Source organism: Streptomyces colwelliae, from assembly GCF_048158785.1.
Lineage (GTDB): Bacteria > Actinomycetota > Actinomycetes > Streptomycetales > Streptomycetaceae > Streptomyces.
Genome location: NZ_JBLTJC010000204.1, coordinates 1 through 18373 on the forward strand (window position 1 = coordinate 1; position 18373 = coordinate 18373).

General features: G+C 69.9%; 14 protein-coding genes. 1 reads left to right on the forward strand and 13 read right to left on the reverse strand.

Going from position 1 to position 18373, the window contains the following annotated elements; genetic code table 11:
- Positions 1-138: 138 nt before the first annotated feature.
- The 13 genes from ACNFOC_RS33190 to ACNFOC_RS33250 form a co-directional block, all read right to left on the reverse strand.
- Complete coding sequence (locus ACNFOC_RS33190; protein ID WP_416962740.1) at positions 139-1485, reverse strand: vWA domain-containing protein; 1347 nt, start codon at positions 1483-1485, stop codon at positions 139-141.
- A gap of 98 nt (positions 1486-1583) precedes the next feature.
- Entirely contained in the window at positions 1584-2924 is a 1341-nt protein-coding gene (locus tag ACNFOC_RS33195) for a PP2C family protein-serine/threonine phosphatase (protein WP_416962741.1), read from the reverse strand.
- A complete protein-coding gene (locus tag ACNFOC_RS33200; protein ID WP_416962742.1) occupies positions 2925-5465 on the reverse strand; it encodes a serine/threonine-protein kinase in 2541 nt (846 codons plus the stop codon).
- 26 nt (positions 5466-5491) lie between these two features.
- Positions 5492-6823, reverse strand: coding sequence for a coiled-coil domain-containing protein (locus tag ACNFOC_RS33205; protein WP_416962743.1), 1332 nt, complete (start codon positions 6821-6823; stop codon positions 5492-5494).
- Positions 6824-6888: 65 nt separating this feature from the next.
- A complete protein-coding gene (locus tag ACNFOC_RS33210; RefSeq protein WP_416962744.1) occupies positions 6889-7953 on the reverse strand; it encodes a glutamate ABC transporter substrate-binding protein in 1065 nt (354 codons plus the stop codon).
- A 14-nt stretch (positions 7954-7967) separates the two neighbouring features.
- A complete protein-coding gene (locus tag ACNFOC_RS33215; RefSeq protein WP_416962745.1) occupies positions 7968-9413 on the reverse strand; it encodes a GlnX family signal transduction membrane protein in 1446 nt (481 codons plus the stop codon).
- A 185-nt stretch (positions 9414-9598) separates the two neighbouring features.
- The gene (locus ACNFOC_RS33220) at positions 9599-10570 is read right to left on the reverse strand and encodes an N-acetylglucosamine kinase (RefSeq protein ID WP_416962746.1); all 972 of its coding nucleotides are present in this window, start codon (positions 10568-10570) and stop codon (positions 9599-9601) included.
- Positions 10561-11826: a 6-phospho-beta-glucosidase gene (locus ACNFOC_RS33225; protein ID WP_416962747.1), complete on the reverse strand. Its 1266-nt coding sequence runs from the start codon at positions 11824-11826 to the stop codon at positions 10561-10563. Before ACNFOC_RS33225 ends, ACNFOC_RS33220 begins: the two co-directional genes overlap by 10 nt.
- An 89-nt stretch (positions 11827-11915) precedes the next feature.
- On the reverse strand, positions 11916-12809 hold the full coding sequence (locus tag ACNFOC_RS33230) for a carbohydrate ABC transporter permease (RefSeq protein WP_019065642.1): 894 nt from the start codon (positions 12807-12809) through the stop codon (positions 11916-11918).
- Positions 12810-12811: 2 nt separating this feature from the next.
- A complete protein-coding gene (locus ACNFOC_RS33235) occupies positions 12812-13780 on the reverse strand; it encodes a carbohydrate ABC transporter permease (RefSeq protein WP_416962748.1) in 969 nt (322 codons plus the stop codon).
- 7 nt (positions 13781-13787) lie between these two features.
- Positions 13788-15146: an ABC transporter substrate-binding protein gene (locus ACNFOC_RS33240; RefSeq protein ID WP_416962749.1), complete on the reverse strand. Its 1359-nt coding sequence runs from the start codon at positions 15144-15146 to the stop codon at positions 13788-13790.
- Positions 15147-15257: 111 nt separating this feature from the next.
- Positions 15258-16469, reverse strand: coding sequence for an ROK family transcriptional regulator (locus ACNFOC_RS33245; protein WP_416962750.1), 1212 nt, complete (start codon positions 16467-16469; stop codon positions 15258-15260).
- Positions 16470-16694: 225 nt separating this feature from the next.
- Positions 16695-17528 (reverse strand): hypothetical protein, encoded by an 834-nt coding sequence (locus ACNFOC_RS33250; protein WP_416962751.1) that lies wholly within the window; start codon positions 17526-17528, stop codon positions 16695-16697.
- Positions 17529-17881: 353 nt separating this feature from the next.
- Between ACNFOC_RS33250 and ACNFOC_RS33255 the strand changes: the two genes are divergently transcribed.
- Positions 17882-18373 (forward strand): hypothetical protein (locus ACNFOC_RS33255; protein WP_416962752.1); only part of this gene is annotated, 492 nt, incomplete at its 3' end.

Sequence of the window (18373 nt, forward strand, 5' to 3'; positions counted from 1 at the left end):
GCACCGGCCATGCGGTGACCGCAGACCTCGCACCAGTCGTCGGAACCCGACTGGTGTCCGTTCGGGCAGGTCGGCATGTCGGCGCGTCCCCCTTTCTCACAGGGTCGTTCTGGGTCTCACGGAGTGGTGCCGGTCAGGTCACTTCTTTACACGAACAGTCTTTGTGGACCGTGTCTCGAGAGTCATCTCGTCGGCCTCCGCGACCTTCGCCTTCAGTCGCACAGTACCCGCCGCGGCATCGACCACGTCCACCACCTTCGCAAGCAGTTTCGCAGTATCCGCGTTTCCGGAGACGCTGGCGAGCTGAACGGCCCGTCCCAGTTTGGCCGTTGCTCCATCGACATCACCCGTTTTGCGGAGATCCAGCCCCTGTTGGATGACTTGCGCCAGTTCGGCCTGGCCGGTGTAGTGCGCGACCTGCGGGTTGATGGACGTGGACGCCACCATGTCGTCGGTCCATACGGCCTTCACCAGGCCCTGGGCGCCCAGGTTCTGGGTGCTTCCGTCGGGCTGCGGGACGACCAGCGAGACCCGGGCGGCGAGCATCTCCTGGCCGATGCCGGCCTCGGGGACCTCGACGCACACGTGGTAGTCACGGGACTCGTCTCCCCAGGAACCGGTGGGGTAGTCCCCGGCGCGGGGGCCCGCTTCGGTGCGGCGGTCGGTCAACTCCTCGACCCTGGGCGCGACTTGCTTGACGAACTTGATGGCCGTGCCCACCGGCGTCCACAGCCGCAGCGCGACGTCCGCGACCTCCTTGCCCATCGCCGTCTCCATCATCTGCGTGAAGTCGCCGGCGAGGTTGGCCGGGTCGGCGACGATGTCGGCGGTGCCGAGCAGCGCGGAGGCGATCCCTGTGACTTCTTTCACTTCCCAGTCGGTGCCGACGCCCCGCGCGTCGCAGGTGAAACGTCCGGCGCAGGAGCCGAGGGCCGTCTTCAGGTCCTCCGGCGCCTCGTGCTCGTTGCGGCCGTCGGTCAGCAGGATGCCGTGGCGTATGGAGACGTCCGCCGAGGACAGCAGCCGGTCGGCGAGGCGCAGCCAGGTGCCGATGGCGGTGCCGCCGCCCGCGCTCAGCTTGCGCAGCGCGTGCTTGGCCTGCTCGCGGGTGGTGGCATCGGCGACCGCGAGCCGCCCGCTGCCCGGATAGACCTCCTTGGCGACGTGCGTGCCGCCGATCACCGCGAAGTGCACCCCGTCGCGCAGGGTGTCGATCGCGGCGGCCGTGGCGTCCCGGGCGTTGCGCATCTTGGTCGGCGGGTAGTCCATCGACCCCGAGCAGTCGACCATGATCGCCACGGCCGCGTCCGGGCCCTGGCCGGCCGAGTACAGGTGGGGCGCCGCGACTGGGCTCCCGATGGTGCCGCCGCCGGTGGAGGTCACCGTGACGATCGCGTTGACCTCGCGGCCGCCCTCCGGCAGGTACTCGTTCTGGTACACGTCGACCGAGAACTGTGGCACGTTCGACTTCGAGAAATTGGCCATGCCTACTCTGATCCCCCTCAAGTACCCCACCTGGATGGGGCGATGACTATATGCGGACCGGTCCCCACCGGTCCGAGGCCGCCCCCGTTTGTACGGCCTCAGCCGTTTACTGCCCCTTGCGGAGGGGCGGGGAACGGCACGACGGCCACTGTTACGTTGTCGTGGCCCCCGCCGTCCAGCGCGTGGCCGACCAGGACCTGCGCGCTGTGCAGCGGCCGGACCGCCGCGTCGACGGGAACGACCTCGGCCATCTCCTCGGCGGACTCCGCGTAGTTCCACAGTCCGTCCGTGCACACCACCACCACACCCGGCCGGTCGGGCTTGAAGGAAGCGGTGTGCGGCTCCAGTTCGTACGCGTCCGCGCCGAGCCAGCCTGTGATCGCGTGGGCGCGCTCGTCGGCGTAGGCCTCCGCCTCGCTCATCAGGCCCGCGGCGACCATCTGCGCCGCCCACGAGTCGTCCTCGGTGAGCCGGGCCGGCGGTGAACTGCGGTCCACCGGGATCCAGTAGGCGCGGCTGTCGCCGACCCAGCCGACGACGAGGAGGGTCGGGGTGACGATGGAGCCGACCAGTGTGCAGGCCGGCGCGTTCTGGTGCGGGGCGTGCTCGCGGGCCGTCGCGGGTTCCTCGGCAAGGGAGTTGACCGCGTGCGAGGCCGCGATGATCGCCTCGTGCATCGCCGCCTGCGGATGCGTGCCCTGCGGCAGCGCGGCCAGCAGCGCCTCACCGGCCTTCCGCGAAGCGGCCAGCGAGGCCGCGTCGGGCCGCGTCGCCGACGACACCCCGTCACACACGACGGCGACGAGCGCGGGCGCCCCGTCGGGCAGCAGGCACTGTCCTACGGCGAAGGCGTCCTCGTTGCGGTGGTGGCGCAGCCCGCGGTCGCTGACCGCCGCGAGCGGGCCCAACTCCTGTTCCATGTGGTCGCGTTCGCGGGGCTGGGCGTGTCCGCAGTTCTCGCAGTAGCCGTCCGGGTCCACCCGGCCCGACCGGCAGGCCACGCACACCTTGGTGCCCTCGGCCGGTGTCGGCGGATCGGCGGCGACCCGCGGGTCCGGCGCCTGCAACGGGTACTCGTCGGGCTCCGGCGGCCGGTCGAACCGTACGCCCGTGGCTGGGGAGAGCGGCGAACCGGTGGGCGGCGGCGGGGCGTTGGACGGCAGGGGGATGCCGCCCGAGTCCGTGCCGGGCAGGTCGGTGGGCAGATGGACCGTCGGTGGGGTCTCGGCGCCCTCCGGCTGGGGTACCACGGGCCAGTCCACGTCCACGGCCTCCTCGGGCGGGTGCGCCGAGCCGTTCATGGTGAGCGTCGGGTGGTCGTCCGGCGGCGCGGGCACGGCGGACAGGTCGTATCCGCACGCACCGCAGAAGCGGTCACCCGACTCGAGCGGTTCCTCGCAGCTCGGGCAGGCGGAGAGCTGGGGCATCTGCGACATCAACTACACCCACGTCCGGGGGCGGTAACGGTTGGCACGTTCCACCAGGTCGATCCTCTCCTCGCCGTCCCGTGCCAGCCGGGCCAGCGTGCGGTACGAACGCTCCAGGCCGAAGCGGAGTCCCCGCTCGTCCAGTTCGCTGCCGAGGAGCTCCCGCCGCGTGAGCGGCACGGAACCCTGGCCTCCGGAGAGTATCCAGTCGAGGGCGCGGCCGAGGACCTCGGCCGACAACCGCTCGCGCCGGACGGCGTCCAGACCGTATCCCTCCAGCGCTTCCACCTGTCCGGCGGCCGCGGTCAGATCGTCCAGGAACGGCGTGTCGTCGGCCGCCGCGGCCCGCTCCCGAAGCCGCGCCCGTACGGCGGCCACGCGCGCGGCCGTGTAGTGGATCGACGCCTCGGGCACCGACTCCAGCGTCCGTACGGCGCCCTGCCGGTCGTCGGTCGCGAACTGGACGCGGGCCAGGCCGAAGGCCGCGCTGACATAGCTCGGGTCGGTCGACCACACCAGGCGGTAGTACTCCGCCGCGTTGTCCAACTGCCCCAGCACCTCGGCGCACAGGCCCAGCGCCAGCTTCGGCGCGGGCTCGCCCGGGAAGGCGTCGTAGATCGCGTCGAAGGACAGCGCGGCGGCCTCGTGGTCACGGGTCGCCAGCGCGGCCACGCCCGTGTACCAGACCACCCGCCAGTCGTCGGGCCGCTCGTCCTCCAGCTTGGCCAGGGCGTCCAGCGCCGTGTACGAGTCGCCGTTCTCCAGCCACGCGCGGATCTGCCGCAGCCGGGTCTCCACGGACGGTGACGGCGCCGACGCGAGGGCGCCGAGCAGTTCGGTCGCCGCGGACGCCATCAGGCCCGCCAGGAAGCCCGCGTTGGGGTCCGTCGGGTCGACGTGCGGGACGGGCAGGGCGAGCGCCATGGCGGGGGAGTCGACCTGCTTGACGGTGCTCGGCGCGCTGCCGTTGAGCACGGTCAACACCGCGCCGCCGTCCGGCCGTTCGGCAAGTGCCGTGCCGGTGCGGGCACTTGGGGTCCGCTTCGGCGGCCGTGCCTCCCGCGCCCCCAGTGACGACACGTCGCCGTCCAGGGTGGGGAACAACTCCGTGTCCGTGACCTTGAGTTCGGGGCCGAACAGGGTGGACAGGGACGGGCGGGCCCGCCCGGTCTGGAGCGAGACGACCTCGCGCAGCACACCCGTCAGCTGCTCGGCCATCTCCTGCGCGGAGGCGAACCGGCGGGCCGGGTCGGGGTCGGTGGCGCGGACCAGGAGCCGGTAGAACGACTCGTAGCGGCGGAAGACCTCGATGTTGTCCGGGTCGGGCAGGGAGTCCACGAAGACGTTCGTGTAGCCCTGGAAGTCGAAGGTCATGACCGCGAGCGTGCGGGCGACCGTGTACAGGTCGCTCGCCACCGACGGCCCGACCTCCGCGACCTCCGGCGACTGATAGCCCACCGTGCCGTAGATGGCCGACTCGTCGTCGTCCATCCTGCGCACCGCGCCCATGTCGATCAGCTTGAGCTGGTCCTCGGTCTGGATCGCGTTGTCGACCTTGAAGTCGCAGTACAGGAGGTTGCGGCTGTGCAGATGGCCGAGCGCCTCCAGGGCCTCGATGCCGTACGCGCAGGCCTGCTCCACCGGCAGCGGATCGCGCTTCCCGCCTTCTGTACGGCGGTCGTTGGCGATCTCCTTGAGGGACTTGCCGCCGACGTACTCCATGACGATGTACCCGTCCAGCGAACCCGTCCGCTGGTCCAGGTGCTCCACGAAGTTGTAGATCCGCACGATGTTGGCGTGCTCGATCTCGGCGAGGAAGCGCCGCTCGGAGATCGCGGCCTCCATCGCGTCCTGGTCGCCGGTGTCGAGGAGGCCCTTGAGGACCACCCAGCGGTCGGAGACCGCGCGGTCCACGGCGAGATAGACCCAGCCCAGACCGCCGTGCGCGAGACAGCCCGCGACCTCGTACTGCCCGTGCACGACGTCGCCCGCGGCCAGCTTCGGCGTGAACGAGTACGGGTTGCCGCACTTGGTGCAGAAACCCTCCGTGCGCCCCGGGCTGTCACCGCGGGAGCGCCCCACCGGCGCACCGCAGTCCGAGCGCGAGCAGAACCGCTTCCGCTCCGGCACCTCGGGGTTCTCCAGGACCATCTCGCGCGGGTCGGGCCGCGGCACCGCCGGCACCTGCACCAGGCCGACCCCGAGCCGGCCCCGGCTGGAGGTCCCGGACGACGAGCCGGAGCTGCGCACCGACACCGAGCGGCCGGTGGAGCGGCCCGACTCCGAGCGCGAGAGCCGTCCCGACACCGAGCGCCGCGACTTCGCCGACTGCGACGACGTACGCGAACTGCGGCTGCTGGTACGGGAACTGGCGCTGCCCGCACCCCGCGCCCCCTTGCCGCTGGTCATCCCGGTGGGCGGTGAGCCGATCGCGCCGGACGCCGACACCACCGGCGCCAGACCGCACGTGTCGCAGTACAGCTCGCCGCCGCCGACGTCCTCGTACGACCCCTCGCAGCCCGGCCGTTGACACTTCCGCTGTGTCTCACTCATGACCGACCCCGCTTCTCCCTCGTCACTCACGCGCCCGGCCCCCTCTGGTCCTCGGGACCGCCCTGCGGCTGTGTCCGCGGAGCGTTGAACTGCTCGGCGGCGGCGTGCTGGTAGCGCAGCACCGCCTGTTCGGCGACGCGCAGGTCGCAGGGCGCGCTCCACAGCATGCGGCGGGCCGCGTCGTACCGCTCGATGAGCAGCGGGTCCTCCGCGAGGCCGTGCCGGGCGACCTTAGCCTTGTACGCGTCGAGGCGGCCGCGCAGCTCCGCGCGGACCGCCAGCGGCTGGGTGACCGCGGTCAACGACTCGCGGGCGCGCAGCAGTTCGTCCTCCGCCTTCTGCTCCAGGGACTCCAGGAGCGGGGACAGGCGGTGCCACTGGGCGTGTCTGCGGTACTCGGCGGCCGTCGACAGCTGCTCCTGGAGCACCGTCGGCGGTCCGCCGACGACCGGCACCTCCGTGGCGGCGATCTTCGCGAGGACCTCACCGCGCGCGGTGCGTGCCTCGGCGAGGGTGCGGTCCGCGCGGGAGAGCACGTCCCGCAGCTTCACCAGCCGCGCCTCCGCGTCCTGCCGGACGGTCAGCACGGCGTCGATCTCGCGGCGCACGTCCTCCAGGGCGCGCGCCTCCCGGTCGTAGACCGTGGTGTCCGGGCGGCCGCCGCCGGGGGCCGAACTGCCCTGCGCCCGCACCCAGAAGGCCAGCGGGTCGGAGATCACGCGCTCGCGCAGCTCGGTCAGGACGCGTGTGATGCGCTCCAGGTCGTCGCCCGCCGGGTGCTCGCCCGGGCGGACGCCTACGGAGTGGGCGAGCTGGCGGGTGCGCTGCAACTCCGCGGCCAGTAAATCGATCCGGGCGGGCAGCGCCGACCACACCGCGTCGGAGGTGACGACCATGTCCAGCGAGTTCGCGTACAGGTCGTTCATCTCGTCGACGAGCGCGCTCAGCGAGAACTGGTGGCTCAGCTTGCTCGAACCGCCCGTCAGCGTCGGCATGTTGGCCGTCGCCGTGGTGGAACCGGCGACCGTGACGGACTCGCCGCGCAGCAGCTCGGTCAGCTCGACCAGGTCCTCACGGCTGGACCAGCGGCGCCGGGAGCGGATGCTCTGGGCGGCGCGGAACGCGTCGGTGTACGCGTCGAAGTACGCCCACAGCAGCGTGATCGACGCGTCCGTGGACGCCCAGCGCTCCTTGGTCGTGCCGGTCAGCTCGGCGCCTTCGAGGAGTCTGCGGCCCGCGTGGTCCTGGAGGGCGAGGAGCGAGGTCTCGATGGCCTCGTGCTCCGCGCCGAGCCGCGCCAGCGCACGGTCCACCTCGTCCCGGTCCATTACCGGCCCGGGGGGTCCCGTGACGCCCATCGATCACCTCTCGCTGCGTTGTGTTCCGTGGAAGTCCGTTGTGTCGTTCGGTGGTTGACGGTTCGTCACTTGTAGTGCGGGGTGGGCGGGTCGGCCGACTTCGAGTCCGCGCGCAGGGTGGGCAGCAGCCATTTCGTGTAGGACGCGCGCCAGCCGCCGGGGCCGGTGTCGGTGCGGTAGGTCTCCAGTACGCGGTTGACCCGGCGTACCAGGTCGGTGGCTTTGAGGTTCATCGCCACGCCGTAGTACTCGGTGGTGAAGGCGGCGCCCTTCAGCTCCACCGTCGGGTCCTGTGCGGCCAGGCTCGCGGCGAGCGCGCCGTCGGTCACCACCGCGTCCGTCTCGCCGAGTTGGAGCTTCACCAGGCAGTCGAGCTGGTTGGGGACGGTGTCCTTGATGTCGACGCTCGCGGGCAGCGTGTGCGCCGTCTTGTCCGCGTCCAGCCGCTCGTACGCAGTGGAGCCCTTCGCCGAGCAGACCCTCTTGTCGGCCAGGGAGTTGTTGTGGCCCGTGACCGTCGACACCTTCGGGGCGAGGACCTGCTGGCCGGTGACGAAGTACGGGGCGGAGAAGGCGACCTTCCCGGCGCGCTCGCAGTTGATCGTCATGGTGCGGACCACCATGTCGACGCGCTTCTGCTGGACCGCCGGGATGCGCTGATCGGTCGGGATGGCCAGGAGATGCACCTTGCTCGGGCTGTAGGAGCTGCCGAAGATGTTCTTGGCGATGGCGTGCACGAGGTCGATGTCGAAGCCCTCCAGCTCACCGGAGCTGTTCGGGTTGAGATAGCCCCACCGGTAGCTGTTCTGGTCGACGCCCACGTTCAGGTAGCCGCGCTCCTTGATGGCGTTGATCGTGGTGCCGTCGGAGTCCGACGGGGGCGGGCTCTGGTCCTGGACCGTGCTCTCGTCGCACTTGGCGGCCTTGGCCTGGACGCCCTGGGCCGTGCGCTGTCCGCCGAGGTCCGCGCCGGCCTCGCCGCGTGACTGGGTGAGCGGCAGCAGCAGGACGAAGGCGACCGCGAGGACGCAGACGACCGCCATCGCGCCCACCCCGCCCCAGCCCCGCAGACCGGCCCGCACACGTCGTACAGCGCTCAGGCGGCGAAAAAAGTCACTCCGTGCCCGCATCGTCACGCCCCCTTTCACCGGTACTCCGACAGCCTGCGCCCGATGCCCAGTACGGCGCCGGCCGCGCCGAGCAGCGCGAGCACCGCGGCGCCCGCGGTGAGGCCGGTCATCGCGTCCAGCCCGTCACCGGCGGACTGCCTGAACTCTTCGGTCTCGTGCGTCAGCGCGAGGTTCAGCGACTTGTCCACCGACGTGAAGCACTCGCCCGTCGATTTGTTGTCACCGATGACACCGCTGCGCGCCTTCTGGTAGTCGCCCTCGTTGTTGGCGTCGCTGACCGTCTCGTGGCGGGACTTCCACTCCTGCATGGACTTGTTGGCGACCGTGACGGGCTCGCGGCCCGCTGAGTCGTCGGCGAGCGAGTCGGCCAGTTTCAGGCCTCTGCCCAGCGCGGCGATCTCCTGGTCGTACCCCCAGTCGTAGGCGTCCACGACTTCTTTGTTCGCGAGCGTCTTCGTCTCCGCGCCGCGGCTGACCAGGATCAGGTTCTCGTCGCTGCGTGCCTTCAGGGAGGCGATCTGGGCGTCGTGCAGCACGTTGAGCGACTTGACCCCGTGGTCGAAGGAGTCGTTCAGGCCTGCGCGGGCGACGGTGTGGCCGACGACCATCCACAGCAGGACGACCGCGGTGGTGGCCGAGGCGGCGACCAGGCCGCTGTTCAGCACTCGGTTCGTGCGCTGGTAGTTGCGCCGCTGGGCCCAGGCGAGACCGCCGAGCGCGAGGAGCCCGAGGGCGATCGCGAACCACGGGTACGGCGTCGCGTTCCCGTAGTCGTCGTTCAGTCGCGCGTTCTCGTTCTTGTAGAGCTTCTGGGCCTTCGGAAGCATCTGGTTCTGCATGGTGTCGTTCGCGGCGCGCAGATAGGCGCCGCCCACCGGGAAGCCCTGCCGGTTGTTGGCGCGGGCCGACTCGACCAACCCCTTGTACTGCGGCAGGAGTTCGTTGAGATCCGTGATGATGGCCGCGGACGACGAGCCCGGGTCGGTGTTGGCGGCGGCGGTGACGAGCTTCGCGGCAGCCGTCTTTATGTCCTTCTCGTACTGTTCGCGCGTCGCCGGGGGCTCCTGAAGGCCCGCCAGATAGCCGCTGGCCGCCATCGTGTCGGCGTCGGCGAGCGAGCGGTATATGGCCGCCGCGTCCGAGCTGAGCGGCTGGCTGTGGTGGAGCACGTCGTCGGCCGCAGTCGCCCGGCTGTCGGTCTGCCAGGCGGCGACCGCGCCGAACGCGACCACCAGCAGGGCCAGCAGCGCGCCGATGGCCCGCAGCCGCCCCGGTTCGGTGGTGGCGGCCGCGCGCAACTGGTCGACACCCTCGGCGAGCGCCGTACGGCGCGCGGGTGTCGCGGCCGGCGTGCGCCGGGGCGCGGGCGCCCCCGACCGGTCCGACTGCGGCGGCAGCGCCGGCATCGTGGGCACGGCGGTGCCCGGTGGCGCCGCGCTGCTCTTCGGCGGTTGTGTCACTGCTGACCTCCCCCAGGGTCATCCCGTCGCCGCAAGTATCGCCGCCAGGACTGACATTCCGCACGGGCCTTCACTGGATCTTGATCGGATCGCAGCGCAGTCACCGGATTTCCGGCACCACACAACGCCCCGCACCGCCCCCTTGTCCATGAATACGCCGTGGGAATCTGTTCGGTTCCCGGGTGTCAGTGCTCGTAATGGGCCCTGGCCCGCGTGTGCGCCTCGGCCACGGCGCCCACGTGGTCCAGGCCCAGCAGGACGGCGCCGAGGACCGGCCGAGCGGTGACGACCGTCGCCACCGCCTTGGGCGCCTTGGCGGCCAGCAACTCCCTTATACCGTCGTCCAGTTGGGGATGCCGGGCGGCGAGGACGCTGCCGCCGAGCAGCACCGGCGCCTCCTCGTCGAGCAGCTCCAGGCGGGTCAGCGCGACCGTGGCCATCGCCACGACCTCCTCCGCCATCCGGTCCACGATCGAGCGGGCCACCGGGTCGCCGTCCGCCGCCGTCGCGAACAGCACCGGCGTCAACTCGTGGCGGCGGTGGTGCGCGACGTGTTCGAGATGCAGGGCCTCGACGAGGTCGTACATCGAATCCAGGCCGAAGTACGCGGGAAGCGTGCGCGCCAGGGCCGTAGGACCGCCGCGGCCGTCCTCCGCGCGGGACGCGTGCCACAGGGCCTCCTCCGCCAGGCCCCAACCGCCGCCCCAGTCACCGGAGATGCGGCCCAGCGCCGGGAAGCGGGCGGTGCGGCCGTCGGGGCGCATGCCGACGCAGTTGATGCCCGCCCCGCACACCACGGCGACACCGCGCGGCTCGGGGATGCCCGCGCGCAGGATCGCGAACGTGTCGTTGCGCACCTCCACGCCCGTGCCCCACGCGCGTGCGTGCAGCGCGGTCGCCAACTGCTCCTCCTCCACGGGGAAGTCGGCGTTGGCGAGGCAGGCCGACACATGGTCGACCGCGCTCACCCCGGCGTCCGCGAAGGCGCGGGCGACCGCTTCCCCGAGGGCGTCAAAGGCCGTGTCGATGCCCACGACCGGCGGCCGGAACCCGCCGCCGCGGGCGGTGGCGAGGATCTCCCCGTCGGCCGCCACGACCGCGACGTCGGTCTTGCTGTTGCCCGCGTCGATGGCGAGGACACTTGCGGTCAGGCCCACGCGAGGTGCTCCCGGTTGTGCGCGATCAGCTGGTCGGTCAGGGCTTCGGCGTACTCGTACTGGCCGATCAGGGGATGTGAGAGCAGCGCCCGGAACACCCGGTCCCGGCCACCGCGCAACGCGGCCTCCAGGGCGAGATCCTCGTACGCCGTCACGTTCGCCATCAACCCCGCGTACAGCGGATCAACTTCCGCCACGGCGAGGGGAGTCGCGCCCTTGGCGCCGACGGCGGCCTGCACCTCGATCACCGCGTCGTCCGGCAGGAACGGCAGCGTGCCCTTGTTGTACGTGTTCACCACCTGGTAGGGGCTGCCACCCCCGCCGAGCAGCGAGGCGGCCAGGTCCACGGCGGCCTCGGAGTAGTAGGCCCCGCCGCGCTTGGCGAGCAGCGCGGGCTTCTCGTCGAGGGCAGGGTCGGCGTACATCTTCAGCAACTCGCGTTCCATCTCGGCCACTTGGGAGGCCCGGGACGGCTTGGTGCGCAGCTCCCGCACGACCTCGTCGTGAGCGTAGAAGTAGCGCAGGTAGTACGACGGGACGACGCCGAGCCGGTCGAGCAGCACCCGGGGCAGGCTCAGGTCGGCGGCGATGTCGTCGCCGTGTTCGCCGAGCAGCTTGGGCAGCACGTTCTCGCCCTCGGGGCCGCCCAGCCGCACACCGGTCTCCCAGGTGAGGTGGTTGAGGCCCACATGGTCGAGATGCACATCGTTCGGGGTGACACCCAGGAGTCCGGCGAACTTCCGCTGGAAGCCGATCGCCACGTTGCACAGGCCGACTGCCTTGTGCCCGGCCTGGAGCAGGGCGCGGGTGACGATCCCCACCGGGTTGGTGAAGTCGATGATCCAGGCGTCCGGGTTCGTACGGCGGACCCGTTCCGCGATGTCGAGCACCACCGGCACGGTCCGCAGCGCCTTGGCGAGGCCGCCCGCGCCGGTCGTCTCCTGGCCGACGCAGCCGCACTCCAGCGGCCACGTCTCGTCCTGCTCGCGGGCGGCCTGACCGCCGACGCGGAGCTGGAGCAGCACCGCGTCGGCGCCCTCGACGCCGGCGTCCAGGTCGAAGGTCGTGACGATCTTGCCGGGGTGCCCCTGCCTGGCGAAGATCCGGCGGGCCAACCCGCCCACCAGTTCCAGGCGTTCGGGCGCCGGGTCGACGAGGACGAGTTCCTCGACGGGGAGGGTGTCCCTCAACCGGGCGAAGCCGTCGATGAGTTCGGGTGTGTAGGTCGAGCCTCCGCCGACCACGGTCAGTTTCACTGGAGGTTTCCTCGCTTCCGGGCGCCGGAGACGCTCTTTATCTGCCGGGGGTCCGGGGGTTGTCCCCCGGGAAGACACCGCATACGTGGTTAACCCTTCACTCCGGTGAGCGTGACGCCCTCGACGAACGCCTTCTGCGCGAAGAAGAACACGAGGATCACGGGGGCCATGACCAGCACGGTCGCGGCCATGGTGAGATTCCAGTCGGTGTGGTGCGCGCCCTTGAACGACTCCAGGCCGTAACTCAGCGTCCAGGCACCGGGATTCTCCGATGCGTAGATCTGCGGCCCGAAGTAGTCGTTCCAGGCGTAGAAGAACTGGAAGAGCGCCACGGCCGCGATCCCCGGCTTGGCCATCGGCAGGACGACCCGCACGAGCGTCTTGAACTCGCCGCAGCCGTCGACCTTCGCCGCGTCCAGGTACTCGTTCGGGATGGTCATCAGGAACTGGCGGAGAAGGAAGATGGAGAAGGCATCTCCGAACGCCATCGGGATGATCAGCGGCCACAGCGTGCCCGACAGGTCCAACTGCTTGGCCCAGAACAGGTACATGGGGATGATCACGACCTGGGGCGGCAGCATCATCATCGAGATGACCAGCATCAGCGACAGATTCCGGCCCCGGAAGCGGAACTTGGCGAGCGCGTACGCCACCGGGATCGACGACACGACGGTCAGGACGGTGCCGAGACCGGCGTAGATCAGCGTGTTCTTCCACCAGGTGAGGAAGCCCGGAGTGTCGAACACCTTGCGGTAGTTGCCCCACTCCCAGGTGTGCGGGATCAGGTCGCGGCTCAGGGCCTGGCTGTCGCTCATCAGCGAGGTCAGGAACACGAACACGAAGGGGAGCGTGAAGAAGAGCGCGGCGGCGACGCCGAGCGAGTGGACCGCGATCCACTCCATGAGCGCCTTGCGGCGGGCGGTGCGCTCGGCGGGGGTCACCGGCGCCCTCAACTCCACGGGCTTGTCGAGTACTTGGGCCATGGTCAGTCACCTGCCAGGTTGAGGCCGCCCCGGCGCCGCATCAGGAACGCGGTGAACACCATCGACAGGGCGAACAGGACGAGTGCCACCACGCAGGCCGAGCCGTAGTCGAAGCGCTGGAAGCCGAGGTTGTAGACGAGCTGGGGAAGGGTGAGCGTGGACTTCTCCGGGTAGCCGGGCTCGAACTGTGTACCGGCGCCCTGGATGACACCGGACGCGACCTTCCCGGCGATGAGGGGCTGTGTGTAGTACTGCATGGTCTGGATCACGCCGGTGACGACGGCGAACATCACGATCGGCGAGATGTTCGGCAGCGTGACGTACCGGAACCGCTGCCAGGCCGACGCGCCGTCCAACTCGGCCGCTTCGTACTGCTCTTGGGGTACGTCGAGCAGCGCGGCCATGAAGATGACCATGAGGTCGCCGATGCCCCAGAGGGCGAGCAGGGTGAGCGCCGGCTTGGACCAGGTGGGGTCGTTGAACCAGCCCGGGGCCGGGATGCCGACCTTCTCCAGGATCGAATTCACCGGTCCTGTACCGGGGTTGAGGAGAAACGCGAAGGCCATCGTCGCGGCGACCGGCGGCGCGAGATACGGCAGGTAGAACAGTGTCCTGAAGACACCCGTAGCCGTCTTGATCTTGGTGATCAGCAGGCCGACGCCGAGCCCGAACACGACCCGGAGCGAGACCATCACCACGACCAGCCACAGGGTGTTGCGCATCGCGGGCCAGAAGTACGGATAGTTCTTGAAGACGTACGTCCAGTTCTTCGTCCCCACCCACGTCGGCGGCTTGAAGCCGTCGTAGTGCATGAACGAGAAATAGACCGTCGAAAGCAGCGGATACGCGAAGAAGACCGCGAAGCCGATCAGCCAGGGCGACATGAAGGCGAGGGTGCGAAGCGCTTGTTTCCGCTGTTTCGCGGCGAGGCCGGGCGTGCGGCGCTTCTTCGCCAGGGTAACTGTGCTCATTCTGCGGCTACTTCGCCTGTGCGATGTCGGTGTCGATCTGCTTGGCGGTGCTCTTCAAGGCGGAGTCCAAGTCCTTCACCTTGCCGCTCTCGTAGTCGTATCCGAGGTTCTGGATCGTCGACAGATACACACCGCCGTTGATGGAGGCGGGACTTGTCGTCGAGTACTGGTTCGACGCGATGTCCAGGAACGTCTTGAAGCGCGGGTCGTACTTCAGCTTCGGGGACTTGAGGGCGGCGAGGGTGGAGGGCACGTTGTGGATGGCGTTGGAGAAGCCGACCACCGCGTCCGTGTCCGTGGTGATGTACTTGACGAACTCCCAAGCGGCGTTCTGCTTCTTGCTGTTGGCGGCGATCCCGGTGATCGTGCCGGTGATGTAGCCCTTGCCGTACTGGGCGACCTGGTCGTCCGGCACGGGCAGCGGAGCAACTCCTATGTCCAGCTTGGGATTTGCGGCCGTGGCCATCCCGAGCCGCCACTCACCGTCGAGCTGCATCGCGACCTGACCGGTGTGGAAGGGGTGCTTGTCGCCCCACTCGTCACCGAGCGTGGAGCGGTAGCTCTCCAGCTTCTTGAATCCGCCGAGTTCGTCGACGAGCTTCTTCTGGAGGGTGAAACCGGCCTTGAACGCGGGGTCCGTGGCGAGCGCCGACTTGCCGCTCTTGTCGAAGTAGGTCGGCGAGAACTGTGCGAAGAGGTGCTCGGTCGTGCTCTCCCAGCCGTGGTAGTCCGGCATGAACCCGAGCTGTGAGTACGAGTCACCCTTGCTGATCGTCAACTTCTTGGCGTCGGCCTCGAATTCGGACCAGGTCTTGGGCGGGCTGGTGATGCCGGCCTTCTTGAACTCCGTCTTGTTGTAGTAGAGCCCGTACGCGTCGCCCAACAGGGGTGCGGTGCACCGGTTTCCGTCGAACTGGGTGTACTCGTTCATCGCCTTGGGGAACGTGGTCTCCGGGTCGATGCCGTCCTTCTTGAAGAAGGGGTTGAGATCGACCAGGGCGCCCGAGGAGCAGAACTTGCCGACGTTGTTCGTGGTGAACGACGAGATCACGTCAGGGGACTTGCCGCCGCCGGTGCGCAGCGCCTGGTTGATCTTGTCGTCGGTCATGTTGCCGACGACGTTCACGTGGATGTTGGGGTGCGCCTTCTCGAACCCGGCGACCAGCGACTTCACGGCGCTCAGCTCGGAGGCCGCGCTCCAGGCGTGCCAGAAGTTGATGGTGACGTCCTTCGAGGCGTCGTCGGAGGCGCCGGACGAGGACTGGCCGGTACAGGCGGTGGCGAGGAGGGCGATGGAGGCGGAGGCGGCGAGCGCGACAGCCGCTTTCCGGGATGTTACGGACGTCTTCCGGGATATTCCGGGCATGGCGAGGTCTCCCAAGGGCGGGGCGGGGCGAGGTGGTTGGGGAAGCCGGGTGGTTCGAGGTGGGCCGAAGTCGGTCTGGGGGAACCGGAGTCGGCCGTGCGGGAAGTGGGATCAGCGCGAGGTGTCGAAGACCTCGTCGCGGGTGGTTGCCAGCGCGCTCTCCAACGCGCCGCGCAGCACGGGCTGTTCATGGACGTCGCCGACGACGAGCCGGGGCCGCGATGCCGCCAGCTCCTCCAACTCGGCCTGGACGAGGGCGCGGAGAGGTTCGCCGCCGGCGGCCAGCGAGCCACCGCTGAGGACGACGAGTTCGGGGTCGAGCACGGAGACGAGCGAGGCGAGACCGGTCGCGAGGTGGGTCGCGTAGATCTCCAGGAGCCGCCGCTGGGGCCCGCCGGTGTGGTCGGCGGCGGTCGCGACGAGGGCGGCGGCGACCTCGGCGTAGGGACCCGTCGGGATCTCGGTGATACCGAGTTCGCGGGCGAGTCCGGGCAGGGCCTGGGATCCGGCCAGCGCCTGGTAACCACCGCTGTTGGCCTTGGTCACCTGGCGGACCAGGGGCGCGCCCGGCACGGGGAGGAAGCCGACCTCGCCCGCGCCGCCGGTCCAGCCCCGGTGCAGCCGGCCGCCGAGGACCAGGGCGGCGCCGAGACCGCCCTCGTTCCACAGCAGTACGAAGTCGCCGTGCCCGCGGGCCGCACCGAGCCGCTGCTCGGCGATGGCGACGAGGTTCACGTCGTTCTCGTACTCCACCGGCATCGGCAGCGCGGCGGCGAGTTCGTCGAGCAGCGCGGGGGAGTGCCAGCCCGGCAGGTGCGAGGCGTAGCGCAGCCGGCCGGTGTTGGGGTCGAAGGCGCCGGGAGTGCCGATGACGAGGCGGTGGACGTCGTCCCGGGCGAGCCCGGCGGCCTTCACGGCCCCGTCGAGGGCGTCCGTCACCTGCCGTACGACGGGCTGGGCGGGCCTGCGGCCCGGGGTGGGCAGCTCGAACTCACCCACTGTCCGACCGGTGACATCGGCGACGGCGGCGCGGATGCGTTCCGGCGTGACGTCGAGCCCGGCGGCGTACGCGGCGCCCGGATTGACCACGTACAGCTGGGCGTTGGGGCCCGGCCGCCCCTCACTCGTCCCGGTGGCGAGCACGAGCCCCGCCGCCTCCAGCCGGGCGAGCAGCTGGGAGGCGGTCGGCTTGGAGAGGCCGGTGAGCTTGCCGATCCGGGTGCGGGAGAGCGGGCCGTGCTCCAGGAGGAGGTCCAGGGCGGCGCGGTCGTTCATGGCGCGCAGGACGCGGGGGGTGCCCGGGGTGCCGGAGGTTCCTGCCATGTCGTACGCCACCTGCCTTTCGAACTCCCGGACTCTCGGAACTCCCGAACGTCCGAACCGCACAGCCTGTCATGTGATCACTGTTAGGAAAGTTTCCTATTGGGTGGGAGGAACGTAAGCCCAGGACGAAGGGGGCGTCAATAGACACCGCCCCCGAGGCAACAGACTCGTTACCTGCGGGGGCGGTGGAAGGTGCTGATGGTGCCCGGCGTCTCGCCGGGTCCGCTACTTCACGTCGATGAAGTCACCGGCGGCCGTGGCCGCGCCGGTGGTGGCGGTGCCGGCGAAGACGTAGCGGAAGTAACCGTCCTGCGCGGCCTTCACGGTCGTCCTGAGGGCACCGCTCGTGCCGGTGGTGACCGTCTTGACGGTGGTGTAGGTGCTCGAACTCTTCGCGCGGAACTGCAACTTGGCGGGCTGGGACACATAGCCGGTGTACTTGCCGGTCTCCCAGTTCGCCCGCGTCAGCGCGCCGGTGACCGTGATGGTCTTCCCCTTCTTCACCGGCTCCGGGGAGGCGTTGGCGATGAGCTTCGCGGCGCGCTGGATCTTCGCCTTGCCCTTGTTGCCCCAGGCGGCGAAGTCGGAGGAGTAGCTGATCTGGTCGTCCGAGTCGTCCAGGTCGGAGTCGATGCGGGCGTAGACGCCGGCGACGTTCCAGGTGGTCGCGTCGGCCGTCTCGTACAGGCTGTCCCCGGGGTCGATCGTGATCGTGTCGGAGCAGGACTCGGTGACCGTGGTGTCCGTCGTCGCGGTCGTCGTGCACGTCGGGGACATGCCGGCGTCGAGCTCGTTGTCGGAGGCCACGAGTCCGCCGCGGTAGAGCATGACCCCGGCGAACGTCTTCTTGTAGTCGATCGTCACGTCGGACGGCCGCGTCAGCGTGTACGTGACGGGCACCTTCACCGTCGCGGTCGTCCCTACGACGATCGCCTTCCCCTTGTTGACCGTCACCCCACTGAAGACCAGGGCCGGCGTAGCGGCCTGCGCGAGCGGCGCGGCCAGCCCGGTCAGGGCCAGGGCACCGGTCAGGGCGGCGCCGATGGCGAGTTTTCTCATGCGTGTCCCCACATTCGAAACGGACCCCTGGGCGTTGCGCTCCAGAACAAGGGCCCGTCGTGGGGCGACCTTAGGCATGGTCAGCCTGCGATGAAAATGAGTTGAGCCTGTGAAGGTGATCGCATCACGGCTTCGTCACGATGGGTAAAGCCGCAGGTGGGAGCGGGCGGCGGAGATTCCCCCGATCTGCCGGAATTGCGAGGCCTGTTGGGCGCTTTTCGGCCGCTACGGCTCCGCGCCCGAGGCCGATTCGTGATGTGGGCGGACCTGTCCTGCCAGCCACCTCACAGGCTTTTGACTTTTGATCAGCGGCGTTTGCGAGGCAGGGGGATCCAGGGAACGGGGTGCGGTGCGTGCGGGTGTTGGTGGGGTGCTGGCGGGACGCGGCGCGGGCGTTCGCCGTGTTGTTCGTGACGATCGAGATCCTTCTGGAGGCCTTCGACCGGGACGGCGTCACCTGGGGCGAAGCGGGCGAGGACGTCGCGCTGTGGGCCGTGGCCGGCGTCGTCTGGGCGGTCATGACCTGGCTGTTGCTACGACGACGGGCCCGTACCGCGGGCATCTCCCTCACCCCGGACGTCCTCACCGGCCGCCAGACCCGCCAACTCCGCGCGCTACGGCCCTCCATGGGCTGGTCCGACCGCATGCGCACGGAACTGAAGGCGTCGGACCGCGCCTCCGTCACCGCGGAGAAGGGCCACGAGGAAATCTGGTTCCACTGGCGCCCGGGCCGCCGCCGCAGGCACACGGTCTGGGGCTCGATCACCTTCGACGAACCTTCGGGGACGGTCCGGCTCGATCTGCGGGACGACGCGGCGTATACGGGGGGCGGGGAGTTGCGCAGG